Raw genomic sequence first — 15333 nt, forward strand, 5'->3', positions numbered from 1 at the left:
CCGCTCGTGTATTTATCCCAGCCAAAAAACTCAATTATCCCGACGCGGATACAAATCAAACCAAGTTTGATTTTTGCGAGTGCGTATTTTTTTGTTTGGCTCACATTGCACCGCCTTGCTTGCGGCTTGCCAGCCACCCCATCACGTCGGATAACATCCACGCCCGCGCCTTCTTGCCGATGAGAAAACCCGCCGGAAAACGCCCCGCCCGAATATCCTCATAAATCATTGTTTTTGATCTTTGCGTAATCTGGATGACCTCTGGCAACCGCGCTGCACGGTCATGGGGTTGGGGTACACCGCTAATTGGATGCGGATCTTGATTTATAGGCTTTAACATTTTTGTCTACTCCGTAATAGTCCCACATGGGACGGTTACAGATTGCGTGTTTCTGTTGGCTGGTAATAGATCAAATATTTAACCCATTAACCCAAAACAATACCTTAGCTATTTTTTATATTATTGATATTTAAGGAAAATAATACCTTGGATATTTACTTGTTTTTTGGTCTTCCCGGTGACTTATCCCAATTGCAAACCGCTGCAATTCTTTCTATCTCAGGTGCACTTAGATCATGCCCGCTACCTTCAAGCCAACGCTTAAGCCGCTGCTTTGGCGTGCCTTCCCCGCCCTGCCCGTTTTTCGCTACTGCCCGCCATGCAATGTTGGCAATGTCTAATTCCTTCGGGTAGTGCTCACTATCTGAATCAAAATCGCCGCCCGGATTATCTAGGGAATCATGCGCCGGTTGCTCTTGTGAGGGTACGGGATGATTTAAGAAGTTATCGCGCTCAAATCTGTTTATCTCGCTACCCATCACAAACAAAGCATCCACCAATTTGCACCGCTCCCCTTCAAATGCGCCCTGTGGTCTAACTTGTTTGGTTATTGTTTCCAGCTTTGTTTTGCCAGTGGATTTAATCACTTGTTCTATAAAAGCCTTTACGTCGGCTCTTGTTTGAAATCGCTCTTTGAACTGATAAAGCCATCTAACATCCAATCCCCCAAAGACTGGCAAGCATTCTTCATCACCTAATGGAATATGTGGAATATGCATAAACACCCCTTCACGGTGCAAACCCTCAAATGAAAACCAGCGGAAAGCCGTTGAAGGTTTCGGCTTTGTCGGGAGCTACCCTATCCGCTGGAAGTGAAAGTATAGCGGATGGTGGTTAGGTGGCGGCATAGGTGCGGAATGGGATTACTTTTGCACCGTGTTGCTGTGAGTCGAGGAAATCCGCCCACCATTGCATAAGCCTAACCCGCTCTTCCCAGAAACGCGCCATGTGATTGTAAGCACCCTTAACCGCGTTCGGCTCTTTGTGTGCCAGTTGCTTTTCAATGGCTTCAGAACGAAAGCCCGCATCATAGAAATTACTGGATGCCAACGCCCGGAAACCATGCACGGTGGTTTTCTCCTTCCAGCCGATACGCCGGATAAGTTGAAGCATGGCGTTCTCACTCATTGGCACGGTACGCCGCTGGGTGTAGAACAGAAAGTCTGAATCGCCAGTAAGCGGCTGAAGTTCGCGCAATAGGTCAAGGGCTTGACGCGATAACGGCACGGTGTGTGGTAGCTTCATTTTCATGCGCTCACCCGGAATATTCCATACTGCCTTTTCCCAGTCGATTTCTGACCATTGCGCCCCCCGCACCTCTTCGGTTCTAACGAAGGTCAGCAGGGTGAAACGGATTGCCAGCTTCAGCACCATGCTGCTATCGGCTTCAAGATCACGGAAGAATTGCGGGAGGTCGGCATTCGATAAGGCGGCATGGTGTTGTTGCTTGTACGCCTTCAATGCGCCGCGTAAATCTGAAGCGGGGTTATGCCGTGCTTTGCCGGTTACGATTGCATAGCGGTACACCGCTGCAATGAATTGCTTAATGCGGCTGGCATACTCAAACGCACCACGGGATTCTATCTTTCTGCACACATCCAGTATATCGGGAGGTTCAAGCGCTGTTATCGGTCGCTCACCAATGTATGGAAACACATCCAGCTCTAAGCGCCTCAGTATCTTAGCGGCATTGGTCGGCTTCCACTTCTCATAGTTGTTAGCGTGCCATTCACGCGCCACTATCTCAAAGGTATTAGCCGCTACCCTGCCCTGTTTGATCAATTCGTCTTTCTTGTGGGTGTTGGGGTCTATGAAGCGCTTCAGCAAATCCCGTGCTTCATCTGCGGCATGGCGGGCTTGCTTAATGGATACCTTCGGGTACTCACCAATGGTCAGAATGCTTTCCTTGCGGGTATCCGGTTGGCGGTACTTCAATAACCACACTTTTTTACCCGCTTGACCGCTCTTGCGGTTGGGGCGGATTTCCAGATACAGCCATTCACCATCCGGCAGTCGGTAGGGCTTTTCTTGTGGTTTGGCGTTCTTGATATTCACGTCTTTCAGCATGGTGGATACCTGCGGGTAAAAAAAATTATTCTTACCCGCTTTTTACCCGGATGTCACGATTCTTTACCGTACCAACTAGAACGTCAGAAACGAGAAAGCCCGCATTCTAGCGGGCTTTTCGTGAGTCTAGGATTCAAATCTGGTGCCGGGAAGAGGACTCGAACCTCCACGGGGTTGCCCCCACTAATACCTGAAACTAGCGCGTCTACCAATTCCGCCATCTCGGCAATTCACAAAACGGTAATGCCTTGTGAGACGCGAAATATATAGCGCTCACTGCATCTTGTCAAACACCAAACCGCGTTTTTATTGCATTTTTTTGGTACAATGCCAACATACAACAGCACAAACCCCAAAAGGACACAATTTGAAGTTTAACGATCCCCATAGTCAGCGCGAAGCCGAAAAATACGATAACCCCATTCCCAGCCGTGAAATCATCTTATCTGTGCTGACGGAAGGCGGGCAGCCGCTGGACTTTGTGACCCTTGCAGACGCGTTGCATCTACACGACGAACGTGATGTCGATGCCCTGAAAAAACGCCTACGCGCCATGGAACGCGACGGGCAATTACTCTACAACCGCCGTCGCGAATACGTCCCAATCGAACGTACCGACCTGATTGCCGGGCGCGTCATCGGACACCCCGACGGCTTCGGCTTTCTGAAACCGGATGACGGCACACCCGACCTCTTCCTGCACGCCAAGCAAATGCAACTCCTGATGCACGGCGACCGCGCCCTGTGCAGCGTGCGCGGTCTTGACCCCAAAGGTCGCCGCGAAGGTGCAGTCGTCGAAGTCTTGGAACGCGGCACCACCCAAGTCGTCGGGCGCTATTTCATGGAAGGCAATATCGGCTTTGTCACGCCTGACAATTCGCGCATCAGCCAAGACATCATGATTCCGCCGGATGCCGCAGGCAACGCCAAACCCGGTCAAATCGTCGTCGCCGCGATTGTTGAACAACCCTCCAAACGCGCCCAACCCACCGGCAAAATCGTCGAAGTACTCGGCGACCACATGGCTCCCGGCATGGAAATCGACGTCGCCATCCGCAGCCACCAACTGCCGCACGGCTGGTCAAGCGACATCACCGAAGAAGCGGATAAATTCGGCTACGAAGTGCCCGAAGCGGACAAAGCCGACCCACGCCGCGAAGACCTACGCGACACCCCGTTCGTCACCATCGACGGCGAAGATGCCAAAGACTTCGACGACGCAGTGTACTGCGAACGCGACGGCAACGGCTGGCGTTTACTGGTCGCGATTGCCGACGTATCGCACTACGTGCAAGCCGATTCCGCCATTGGGCGCGAAGCCACCGAACGCGGCACATCGGTGTATTTCCCCGGCAAAGTCATCCCGATGTTGCCCGAAATATTGTCTAACGGCTTGTGCTCCCTCAACCCACACGTTGACCGGCTGTGCATGATTTGCGACATCCAAATCGGTGCACGCGGCAAACTGATCAGCTACCAATTCGTCGAAGGCATTATGCACTCCGCCGCCCGCCTCACTTACACCGAGATGGCGAAAATCGTGGTCGAGCGCAATATGGATGCCCGCCGCCAACACCCGCAAGAACTCTGCGAACACCTCGACGACCTGTATTCGCTCTACCACGTCCTGCGCAAAGCGCGTGACCGCCGTGGTGCAATCGACTTTGAAACCGCTGAAACGCGCATCGTGTTTGATGCCGAACGCAAAATCGAAGCCATTGTTCCAACCGAACGCAATGACGCGCACAAGCTGATCGAAGAGTGCATGATCCTCGCCAACGTCTGCGCCGCAACCTACCTCAGCAAGTACAAAATCCCCGCATTACACCGCGCCCACAAAGGCCCCACGCCGGAAAAGCTCGCGGATTTGCGCCAATTCCTCGCCAGCCTCGCCCTGAGTTTGGGTGGTGGCGACGAACCCACCCCGAACGATTACACCGCGCTGTTGAATAGCCTAGGCGACCGCCCAGACCGTAATATGATTCAAACCGTGTTGCTGCGCTCCATGTCACAAGCGGTCTACAGCCCCGACTCCAACGGGCATTTCGGCTTGGCACAACCGTTTTACGCGCATTTCACCTCACCGATCCGGCGCTACCCCGACTTGCTGGTACACCGTGCCATCCGCCACTTAGTGCGCGGCGGCAAAGTCAAAGACTATCACTATTCGCACAAAGACATGGTAGCCCTCGGCGAACACTGTTCCATGACCGAACGCCGTGCCGACGATGCGACCCGCGACGTGACCGCATGGCTGAAATGCGAATACATGCAGGAACACATTGGCGAAACCTTCGGTGGCGTCATTACCAGCGTGATGGGCTTTGGTTTATTCGTCGAACTCAAAGACATTTTCGTGGAAGGCTTGATTCACATCACTGCATTAACCAGCGATTACTACCACTTTGATGCCGCGCATCACCAATTGACCGGCGAAAACTCTGGGCGCATTTACCGCCTTGGCGATGCCATCAACGTCACCGTGGCACGTGTCGATTTGGACGAACGCAAAATCGACTTCGTACTCGCCAAAGTCGAGGGTGAAACGGAAGCAACGCGCACCAAAAAGCCCAGCAGCCGCAGCCGTAAACCCGCCAGCAAAACGGAACGCGAGCCAAAGTCTGACCCGACCGCCAGCCAGAAACCTGCCAGTCCCAAAAAACCGGCCAACAGAAAACCCCGCAAGAAGAAACCGACCACCTAATGTCAAAATCCATTATTTGCGGCGTACATGCCGTTGAAAGCGCCTTGCGCAACGATACCGAAAACCTCGGACAAATCTGGCTGGACAAACGCAGCCGCAACGACCGCCTGAAAAAACTGGAAAAGATGGCGGAAGAAAACGGAATGCGCGTCATCCTCATTGACGAGGACAAACTCGACAAGATGGCAGGCAATAACCGCCACCAAGGGATTGTTGCCGAGTATTACAAACTCAAAGCGTGGACAGAAAATGACTTCTACGACATGCTCGACGGCATGAGCGAACCGCCGTTTTTGCTGGTATTGGATGGCGTGACTGACCCGCACAATCTGGGCGCGTGTTTGCGTACCGCTGAAGGGGCTGGCGTACACGCCGTGATTGCACCCAAGGATAATGCTGCCAGCATTACCCCGACTGTGCGTAAAGTCGCCTCCGGTGCGGCGGAAATCATCCCATTTATCCCCGTCACCAACCTTGCCCGCACGTTGGAAACGCTGAAAAGTCGCGGCATTTGGCTGACAGGTACGAGTGATAAAGCCAAGCAAACCTTGTATCAAGCCGATCTAAAAGGGCCGATGGCGCTGGTGATGGGTGCAGAAGGTGCGGGGATTCGCCGCCTCACGGAAGAATCGTGCGACTACCTGATTTCGATCCCGATGGCGGGGCAAGTGTCGAGCTTGAACGTGTCGGTTGCGACCGGCGTATGCTTGTACGAAGCGCTACGCCAGCGGCAAAAGTCATAACTCATGGTTCAGAATAGTAGTCGTACTTTTTCAGCATCTCGCTGGTAAACCGCCACGCTTCGTTGTACGACAAGCCGCTATTGTCGGGAATAATGACTTTCACGTACAAATCCGTGCCATGCTGGGTTTTCAAGGCACTTAACTCGCCGTCCAATGCGGAACGGTTGACGCCACGCGCTGCCGTTTCCCCCGGCTTGCGGATGCTGTAACCGTTTTTGCTGTACACCACTTCCACCACCTGTTTGCCTTTGGCGGAACGGGCGGGTTTGAGCAGTTTCTGGTATTTCTGATCAAGTTCGGTGAATTCACCTTGCAGGCTTAGCAACTTCTTCTCACTTTCATCCACTTTCGTCTGTAAACCAATGGCTTGTGAACTTTTCTCGTCTAAATTGGTTTGTAATTCAACAATCGCTTTGTCGCGCAAACCTAGCGTATCCGCCTGTTCACGGCTGAGGGTTTGCAAGCGCGTCAATTCTGCGTCTTTATCCGTACTGCTACTACGCGCCGCTTCGGTTTCCGCACGGCTGCGCAATAATTCCATTTCCAAACTGGCAGAGCGCTGTTGCAAATAATCGAGCTGCTCTTCCAACGTGGCGTTCGCCTGAAGTTGGAATTCGGCTTGTTGGGTGGCTTTTTGCGCTTCAAACGCCGCCCGTTGCGCTTCTTGGGCGGCACGTTGAGCTTCGAGCGCAGATTGCTGGGCTTCAACTTGAGCCGCCTGCTCAGATAGGACGCTGTTGCGCAAATTGTTCAGCAAGCGCGTATTGGTCAATACTGTCGCCACCGTGACAATCAGGAAAATCATGGTAATGACCATCATAATATCAGTGAAAGATGGCCAGAAACTTTCCTCGTATTCATCCCGCGAGCTGATCAGCGAGGCAAAAGAGAAATGCCCGTCACTCATGCCCTACCCCTTGATGTTATCGGTTTTTGCATCAAGGCGGAAACCTTCGCGCACCGAATCGCGGATGACCCGAATATTATCCCCGCTCTGACTGACCGCCGTTTGCAAATCATCGGCTGCCAATTGCAGGCGTTCGCCCGCGTGTAAGAAACGATCCTGAATCACATGAATAGCTTCAGCAGCTTTACGCAATTCCGCCGTTAACACTGCCACGTCATTCATCAAACTATTTTCTGCGTGCTTAAAGCGCGGCATGATATACAGCGTGGTCACGTTTTCAACATTAACCAGCAATTGCGTCCGCGCATCTTGTAAACGCAAATGGAAATACGCAAAGAACACATAACAGACAATCGCCGTAATCGTGGTGCTCAAGGCATTCGACATGCCGCCAATAATCGTGCCCATTTGCTGCATGTTTTCCGGCGAATCCAGCAAGCCTGCCGCCCCCATCAATGCAATCGACAACGACACCACCGTACCGAATACGCCCCCTAAAATCAGAATGTTATGCACAAATCTTACCAAGGTAAATTGCGTTGACATTCCGGCGGCTAAGGTAGATGCCAGTGCCGCTTGATTCACCGCCGCGTGCTGGCGGGCAATGGTTTGCACCGCGTGATAACGATCCACAATCATCGCAGCTTCCGGTAAACCGTAAGCGGGGTTCGGCGCATTTTCACTCACGCGCTTCAAAAAGCGTTGCAATGTGTCTTGTTCACGGGTGAAACCCAAGAACATAAAAATCATGCGCACCAGCCCGACCAAGAAAATCAGCAAAATAATTCCATTCAGTACCAGCCCCAATTGCCCAGCCTGCGTCGAATAGAAAAATTGCGTCATTTGTGTTTTGTTAAACACCACCACCGCGCCTAGCAAGAACAAGACGACCAGCATCTGCAACAACGTGAGGTAATAGCGCGTTTTAATCGGTTTCAACATCAGTTTCAGTATCCTTGATATACGGATGGCGTGGCACAGCTTCAATTGGCACAGGTTCCGTCACCGTGCGCCCCGATGAAATTCCCAACTCCGACAATTTACGCACGCCCGGCAACACACTGCGTTCCAGCGAACCTAGCGCCTTGTTGTAGGTATCCACGCTGCTGCCGAGATTACGCCCCAAACGCTCCAGATGGTCAAGGAAAACCGTGAGGCGTTTGTGTAATTCCTCCCCCAAATCGCGTACCTTGCTGGCATTTTCAGCTAATACCGTTTGTTTCCAACCAAACGCCACCGCTCGTAACAACGCCACCAGCGTACTCGGTGTCGCCAGAATCACTTTGTCATTCAGGGAATCGTGCAACAGGGTTTTATCTTGCTCTAACGCCGCCCCCAAAAATTGTTCGCCGGGGATGAATAGCACGACAAAATCCGGCGATTGCTCAAACTGTTCCCAGTAACGTTTACCTGCCAGCACTTTGACGTGATCGCGCACATGGCGGGCATGGCGTTGCAAATGCCGCTTGCGACTGTCTTCGTTATCCGCGTTGACCGCATCAAGGTAAGCATCCATCGGCGCTTTCGCATCGACGATCATTTCCCGCGCATCGGGCATTCGGATCACCATATCCGGGCGGATCGTGCGTTCCCCATTGCTGCGCTGGGCTTGTTCGACGAAATCGCAGTGTTCAATCATGCCGGAGAGTTCAGCAATCCGCCGTAAACTCAATTCACCCCATTGCCCACGAATACCAGGAGTACGCAACGCCGATGCTAAACGCCCGGTTGCATCGCGCAAGGCAGTTTGATCGTGCATCATGCCGCGAATTTGCTGACTCAAAACCCCGAAACTTGTGAGCCGATCTTTTTCAATCTGCTGAATTTGTGCCTCGGTTTTTGCCAATGCATCCCGAATCGGATCAACCAAATGCTGAATCGACAACTGGCGTTGTTCCAAATCGGTACGCGATTCCACCTGAAACCGCCCCAGCGTTTCGTGCGCCAATTGCAGAAACTGGGTATTGTTATCGCGCAACGCTCGCTGCGACAACGAGGCGAAGGTATGATGCAAGCGGTCTTGCGCATCATCCAACATTCGCAAGCGTTCCTCATTGATTTGCTCTTCGGTTTGCCGCAAAAGTTGTAGGCGCTCTACTTCACGTTGTGCCTGCCGTAACGGGACACTGTAAACAAAATGTGCCAGCAATGCCCCCAGCGCAAACATAATCAGCGCCGTAACCACCACAATATTGTCATCAATGAACGCGCCTAATTGAAACGAAGCACTCTCCATCAAGTCAGCCACGCCAACAATTCGGCCGGATGTGCAAGACTACCATTCGCAGGCCACGCACAATGCTCGTTATTCACGTTCAAGTAACCCCATTCGGCAATCAGGGTTTGCATCCCCGCATCGCGCCCCGCCACAATGTCGCGTTCTGCATCGCCCACGTACAAGCATTGCGCGGGCGGAATGCCGCAACGGTGCGCGGCTAACAACAGCGGTTCAGGGTGCGGCTTAGCCACGGACAAAGTATCGCCACCAATAATGCACGCGGGCCGAGTGTGTAAATTCAAGGCTGTTAATAAAGGAAACGTCAAGTATTCCGGCTTGTTAGTCACAATGCCCCACGGAATTCCGCCTGCTTCCAAGGTTTCCAATACGTCAGGCATGGCGTCAAACAAACACGAATGGCAACTGATATTGGTTTGATAATAATCGAGAAATATCTCACGACGGCGTTGTAAATCAGCAGCACTTTGTGCCGTTCCAAACGCCAATTCCAACATGCCAATGCTGCCATGGGAAACGGTATGCCGTGCTTGCGCAAGGGTAAAATGTTCGCGCCCTTCAGCGCTCAGTACCGCGTTTAACGCAGCCAATAAATCGGGTGCGGTATCCAGCAAGGTACCATCCAGATCGAACAGTACGCACTTTATCGGTGAAACAACAGTTATTGGCATCAGACGCATCCATACAATCGGTATTTTTGAGCGGTGATTATGCCTCTTTCGCCAACTTTTTATCAGTGGTCGCGCTCAGGTAGAGCGATATTTAACTCCAGCACATCGAAATCAGTCCCTTTCTCGAATTGAACGGTGACTTGATCTTCGGTAATCAACACGTATTTCCGAATCACTTCCATAATGTCGCGGCGTAATTGCGGCAAATATTCCGGGCCATTGCGGTCAATGCGCTCGTGTGCGATCACAATTTGCAAGCGCTCTTTGGCAACCTTGGCACTGGTCTGTTTTGTTTGTGTAAAATAATTAAACCATGCCATAAATCACCCAAACAGCTTTTTAAAGAAACCCTTTTTCTCCACTTCCAAGAAGCGGTGCGGAACCATTTCACCCAAAAAGCGGCGCACAAAATCCTCGTATGCTTGACCGGCATCACTGGTTTTATCGAGAATAACTGGGTTGCCGCTGTTAGACGCTTGCAAAACGCTGGCTGATTCGGGGATCACCCCTATCAATGGCACGGCGAGAATTTCAAGAATATCTTCCATGCCCAACATTTCACCTGCTTGTACGCGTGTGGGGGAGTAGCGAGTGATTAGCAAATGTTCGCGCACGCTCTCGCCGCGTTCTGCCCGGTGGGTTTTGCTCTGTAACAAGCCTAAAATGCGGTCGGAATCGCGCACGGAAGAAACTTCCGGGTTAGTGACCACCACCGCATCGTCAGCGTAATACATCGCCATGTGCGCACCGCGCTCAATCCCGGCGGGGGAATCGCAGACAATGAAGTCGAAACCAAGCGTGTGCAATTCATCCATTACTTTGCCCACGCCCTCGGCGGTCAAGGCATCCTTATCGCGGGTTTGTGATGCAGGCAAAACGTACAGATTTTCCACGTGTTTATCCCGAATCAAGGCTTGATTCAATGACGCTTCACCATTGATAACGTTGACGAAATCGTATACCACGCGGCGCTCACACCCCATAATCAGGTCAAGATTGCGCAACCCGACATCGAAATCGATCACAGCGGTCTTGTAACCGTGCATGGCAAGCCCGGTCGCAAATGCTGCACTGGTTGTGGTTTTGCCAACTCCGCCTTTACCTGAGGTAACGACAACTATTCTGCTCAAAAGATGCTCCTTTTTATTAACACCGCGTGACGGGTATCACCTGAATAACGCCTTAATGATATTAACAGATGCAACCGCTATTATTTAGTATAAAAATGAGAAGTTTTCAGAACATTGGCGTGATTTTCAATTTTTCGCCATCCAGCCAAACCATGGCGGGGGAACCTTTCAAATTGGTTTCAATGTCATCCAACAAACGGTAATGCCCGGCAATCGACACCAGTTCTGCCTCTAGCTTCTGGCAGAAAATCCGCGCACTGGTATCACCGCCAATACCGGCTAACACACGCCCACGCAGCGAGCCGTAAACGTGTACCGAGCCACCGGCCAGAATTTCCGAACCGGCACTGGTGTGCTGTAAAATGACCAGATTACCTTCAGGAAAATACACTTGCTGACCGGAACGCAACGGACGATTAACCACTTTCACGCTCGTTAGCGGGTGGCAAGGCGCATCCTCCGTCAAAACCTCTTCCGTTACAGCATCAACCGGGCGTTCACTACGACTCGGTGCGCCTGTCGCTCGCCCGGAACGCAAAACCGCCCATCCTGCGTGAACCGCTAATTCGCGGCATTCTTCAGCAATGTTACGTATCCCTACTGGAATAAAGCCTAATGCCAGCAATAGCTTACGCAATGCCGCAAAATCCAACTCAACGCAACTTGCGCCCAATTGACTGCAATCCACCAACAGCGGGCTATTATCAAACAATTGCGGCAAACTATTTTGCTTACTTTTCACGCCATTCTGAATAATATCCAAATCGACGGATGCCAGCCGCAATACACTCAGCAAGGTCATTTCGCCCTTTATTTCAACTGGTTCTTCCGCCACAACCCTGACTCCTGACTAAAAAACATTTGAATGTGATATTAGCGCTAATCTTAACCGACACAAGGCATTATATATTGTTAATTTCCACGAAAACGGCACGCATGTAAAGCAAGATACCGCTGAAATGGTTAGTTCTCAGGACAAACCCGCCACCATCCGCTAGAATTCGGGCTTTATAAAATAAAAGCTCGGATTCATGCCTGTACTGCTCAAGCCCCAATTCCCCGCCAACCCCAATGGTCACATCCGCTGGGGGCAACTGTATGGTGCATCCCTCGACTGGCTGATTGCCCAATCCGCCCAAGGGTTTGATGGCTTGTTGCTGCTGGCGGTGCCGGATGTGCATAGCGCCTACCAAATGGATGCCGCGCTGCACTTTTTTGCGCCGGACATTCCGCGTCTCATCTTACCGGATTGGGAAACGTTGCCCTACGACGTGTTTTCACCGCACGAAGACATTATTTCCGAACGCCTAAAAACGCTGGCAACGCTGCAAAACCTGAAGCGCGGCATTCTGATTGTGCCAGCCACTACTTTGCTGCATCGGCTTGCACCGACCAGTTATGTGCACGGGCATACTTTTATGGTGCGCAAAGGTTCACCGCTCAATATCGACAAATTGCGCAAGCAACTCGAAGAAGCAGGCTATCGCAACGTCAGCCAAGTCATGGCGCACGGCGAATACGCAACACGTGGCTCATTGCTGGATTTGTTTCCGATGGGCAGTCATACGCCGTATCGCATTGATTTATTTGATGAAGAAGTGGATTCGATCCGCACTTTCAATCCAGAAACGCAGCGCACGGATGTCGTGGTGGATAGCATTGAATTGTTGCCCGCGCGGGAATTTCCGCTGGATGAAGCGGGCATCCGCACCTTCCGCCAAAATTATCGGGCGCAGGTTGAGGGGGATTTAACCCGCAGCCGCATTTACGAAGGGGTGACTCAGGGCAAGCCGCCAGCGGGGATTGAATATTACTTGCCGCTGTTTTTTGAGCATACGGCGACGTTGTTTGATTATTTGCCGAAGAAGACCTTGTTGGTACTCGCTGAGGGTGTGGATGCGGCGGTTAAGACGTTCTGGGAGACGGTAGAGTATCGCTATGAGCAGCGGCGGCATGATATTGAACGACCGTTGCTTGCGCCGGAGAAATTGTTCCTGACGGCGGCGATGTTGGGGAGTTGGTTGGAGGATTACCCACGGGTTGATGTACAACGCGGTAGGGGCGTATTGCATACGCCCTCTTCCTCTTCAACAGAAGACGAGGGAGAAAAAGAAAGAGAAAGAGGGCGTATGCAATACGCCCCTACGGTGGATTATGGGGTCGCCGCCCTGCCCTCGCTGCTCATCCACGCCCGCCAAGAACAGCCCCTATTCCTGCTGTTCAACTTCCTCAAAGACCTGAAAGGGCGCGTGCTATTCACCGCCGAATCCGCCGGACGGCGTGAAGCCTTCCTCACCCTGCTGAAAGACAACGGTATTGCGGTTAAAACGCTGGAAACTTGGCAGGATTTCTTCAACAGCAAAGCGGAAATGGCGGTCACGGTCGCGCCGCTGGAAAACGGTTTCTGGCTGCCCGATGCGAAGATTGCGGTCATTCCCGAAAACCTGCTGCACGGGGTGCAAATCCAGCAGCAACGCCGTCGCCGCAAAGCTACCCGCGATGCCGATGCCATCATCCGCAACCTCACCGACCTCAACGCAGGCGCACCCGTGGTACACGAGGAACACGGGGTCGGACGTTATCTGGGGCTGGAAACGGTCACGGCGGGCGGGGTGACGGCGGAATATTTGCTGATCGAATACGCCAACCACGACAAGCTGTACGTCCCCGTTGCTGCGCTGCATCTGGTCAGCCGTTATACCGGGGCTGACCCGGAACACGCGCCCTTGCACCGTCTCGGCAATGAGCAGTGGGACAAAGCACGGCAAAAAGCAGCGGAAAAAGCCCGCGATGTGGCGGCGGAATTGCTCGACATCCACGCCCGCCGTGCCGCGCAACAGGGGCATAGCTTCCCGTTTGACGACAACGATTATCGCTTGTTTGCGGGCGCGTTCCCGTTTGAGGAAACGCCGGATCAGGCACTGGCGATTGAAAACGTGATCAAGGACATGCGTTCCGCGCAGCCGATGGATCGGGTGGTGTGCGGCGACGTGGGTTTCGGCAAGACCGAAGTGGCGATGCGGGCGGCGTTCGTGGCGGCGAATGCGGGCAAGCAAGTGGCAATGATTGCGCCGACCACCTTACTGGCGCAGCAGCATTTGAACAATTTCCGTGACCGTTTTGCCGACTGGCCGTTCAATATCGAATCGCTGTCACGCTTCAAGACCGGCAAGGAAACCAGCAAGGCACTGGAGGCACTCGCCTCCGGCAAGATCGACATCGTGATCGGTACGCACAAGCTGTTGCAGGACGATGTGCATTTCAAGCAACTGGGGCTGGTGATTATCGACGAAGAACACCGCTTCGGGGTGCGCGACAAGGAGCAGATGAAAAAGCTGCGTGCCAATGTCGATATGTTGACCATGACCGCCACGCCGATTCCGCGCACGCTGAATATGTCGCTGTCGGGCTTGCGCGATTTGTCGATCATTGCCACCCCGCCGACGCAACGCCACGCGATCAAAACCTTTGTGTGCGAGTGGAACAAGACCATCATTCAGGAAGCGTGTGCGCGGGAATTGTCACGCGGCGGGCAGGTGTACGTGCTGCACAATGAGGTCAAAACCATCGACAAGGTGGAGCAGGAACTGAGCGCGATGTTGCCCGGTGTGACGGTGCGCCATGCCCACGGGCAGATGCGGGCGCACGATCTGGAAAGCATCATGAGCGACTTTTACCACCAGCGTTTCCAGATTCTGATTGCCACCACCATCATTGAAAGCGGCATCGACGTGCCGACCGCCAACACGATTTTGATCAACCGTGCTGACAAGCTGGGGCTGGCGCAGTTGCACCAGTTGCGCGGGCGGGTCGGGCGTTCGCACCACCGCGCTTATGCCTATCTGATTGCGCCGCCGAAATCCGCGCTTACGCCGGATGCGGTCAAGCGGCTGGAAGCGATTGAATCGCTGGAAGAATTGGGGGTTGGTTTCACGCTGGCGACGCACGATCTGGAGATTCGCGGCGCGGGCGAATTGCTCGGCGAAGGGCAAAGCGGGCAGATTCAGGAAATCGGTTTCAACCTCTACAACGACTTGCTGGAACGGGCGGTGAAGGCGTTGAAATCGGGCAAAGTGCCGGAATTGAGCGCCACCAGCCGCCGCACCACGGTGGAATTGGGTGCGCCTGCGTTGATCCCGGACGATTATTTGCCGGATGTCCATGCGCGGCTGATCCTCTACAAACGCATTGCCAGCGCGGAATCGCAGGCGGCACTGGACGAATTGCGGGTGGAAATGATCGACCGCTTCGGGCTGCTGCCAGAACCGACCAAGACGCTGTTCAGCGTCACGCGGGTCAAGCTGCTGGCGCAGGAATTGGGCATCCGCAAGCTGGATATGCACGTCAAGGGTGGGCGGATTATCTTTGACGACAAACCGAATATTGACCCGATGAAGGTGATTACGTTGATCCAGAAACGCCCGTGGGTGTTTAAGCTGGATGGGCAGGATAAGTTAAGGTTTGAGATTGAACTCCCGACGGTGGAGGAGCGGGAGGAGTGGGTGGTTAAGTTGATGGGGGAAATTAGGGGGTGA

At 53.0% G+C, this 15333-nt stretch carries 13 protein-coding genes and 1 tRNA gene; 3 read left to right on the forward strand and 11 right to left on the reverse strand.

Translation table 11 applies throughout. From position 1 onward, the window contains the following. Nucleotides 1–100 precede the first annotated feature (100 nt). The 4 genes from L3K52_13525 to L3K52_13540 all read right to left on the reverse strand — a co-directional run bounded on the left by L3K52_13525 (nt 101) and on the right by L3K52_13540 (nt 2634). Nucleotides 101–340 carry an AlpA family phage regulatory protein gene (locus tag L3K52_13525; protein UOG91218.1) on the reverse strand — a complete coding sequence of 80 codons (240 nt, stop codon included), beginning with the start codon at nt 338–340 and terminating at the stop codon, nt 101–103. Between the two features lie 155 nt (nt 341–495). Next, nucleotides 496–1059: a hypothetical protein gene (locus L3K52_13530; protein UOG91219.1), complete on the reverse strand. Its 564-nt coding sequence runs from the start codon at nt 1057–1059 to the stop codon at nt 496–498. 115 nt (nt 1060–1174) lie between these two features. Beyond that, nucleotides 1175–2407 carry a tyrosine-type recombinase/integrase gene (locus L3K52_13535; protein UOG91220.1) on the reverse strand — a complete coding sequence of 411 codons (1233 nt, stop codon included), beginning with the start codon at nt 2405–2407 and terminating at the stop codon, nt 1175–1177. Nucleotides 2408–2547: 140 nt separating this feature from the next. Then, nucleotides 2548–2634: transfer RNA gene (locus tag L3K52_13540), tRNA-Leu, on the reverse strand. 140 nt (nt 2635–2774) lie between these two features. Here L3K52_13540 and rnr point away from each other — a divergent pair. Beyond that, nucleotides 2775–5111, forward strand: a complete 2337-nt coding sequence (rnr, locus tag L3K52_13545; GenBank protein ID UOG91221.1) for a ribonuclease R — start codon at nt 2775–2777, stop codon at nt 5109–5111. Then, the gene (gene rlmB, locus L3K52_13550; protein UOG91222.1) at nt 5111–5854 is read left to right on the forward strand and encodes a 23S rRNA (guanosine(2251)-2'-O)-methyltransferase RlmB; all 744 of its coding nucleotides are present in this window, start codon (nt 5111–5113) and stop codon (nt 5852–5854) included. The genes rnr and rlmB overlap by 1 nt, the downstream gene beginning before the upstream one ends. Nucleotide 5855: 1 nt before the next feature. Here rlmB and L3K52_13555 read toward each other — a convergent pair whose 3' ends face one another. From L3K52_13555 to minC, 7 genes are all read right to left on the reverse strand, one after another. Continuing rightward, a complete protein-coding gene (locus tag L3K52_13555) occupies nt 5856–6761 on the reverse strand; it encodes a hypothetical protein (protein UOG91223.1) in 906 nt (301 codons plus the stop codon). A gap of 3 nt (nt 6762–6764) precedes the next feature. Then, entirely contained in the window at nt 6765–7703 is a 939-nt protein-coding gene (locus L3K52_13560; protein ID UOG91224.1) for a hypothetical protein, read from the reverse strand. Next, nucleotides 7687–9009: a DNA recombination protein RmuC gene (locus tag L3K52_13565; protein ID UOG91225.1), complete on the reverse strand. Its 1323-nt coding sequence runs from the start codon at nt 9007–9009 to the stop codon at nt 7687–7689. The genes L3K52_13560 and L3K52_13565 overlap by 17 nt, the downstream gene beginning before the upstream one ends. After that, complete coding sequence (gph, locus tag L3K52_13570; protein ID UOG91226.1) at nt 8997–9668, reverse strand: phosphoglycolate phosphatase; 672 nt, start codon at nt 9666–9668, stop codon at nt 8997–8999. The genes L3K52_13565 and gph overlap by 13 nt, the downstream gene beginning before the upstream one ends. Nucleotides 9669–9730: 62 nt before the next feature. After that, entirely contained in the window at nt 9731–9988 is a 258-nt protein-coding gene (gene minE, locus L3K52_13575; GenBank protein ID UOG91227.1) for a cell division topological specificity factor MinE, read from the reverse strand. Nucleotides 9989–9991: 3 nt separating this feature from the next. Beyond that, on the reverse strand, nt 9992–10798 hold the full coding sequence (gene minD / locus L3K52_13580) for a septum site-determining protein MinD (protein UOG91228.1): 807 nt from the start codon (nt 10796–10798) through the stop codon (nt 9992–9994). Nucleotides 10799–10904: 106 nt separating this feature from the next. Continuing rightward, nucleotides 10905–11633: a septum site-determining protein MinC gene (gene minC, locus L3K52_13585; GenBank protein UOG91229.1), complete on the reverse strand. Its 729-nt coding sequence runs from the start codon at nt 11631–11633 to the stop codon at nt 10905–10907. Between the two features lie 196 nt (nt 11634–11829). Here minC and mfd point away from each other — a divergent pair, with 196 nt between their 5' ends. Next, nucleotides 11830–15333 (forward strand): transcription-repair coupling factor, encoded by a 3504-nt coding sequence (gene mfd, locus L3K52_13590; GenBank protein UOG91230.1) that lies wholly within the window; start codon nt 11830–11832, stop codon nt 15331–15333.

The sequence above is a fragment of the Candidatus Thiothrix sulfatifontis genome (assembly GCA_022828425.1).
Lineage (GTDB): Bacteria > Pseudomonadota > Gammaproteobacteria > Thiotrichales > Thiotrichaceae > Thiothrix > Thiothrix sulfatifontis.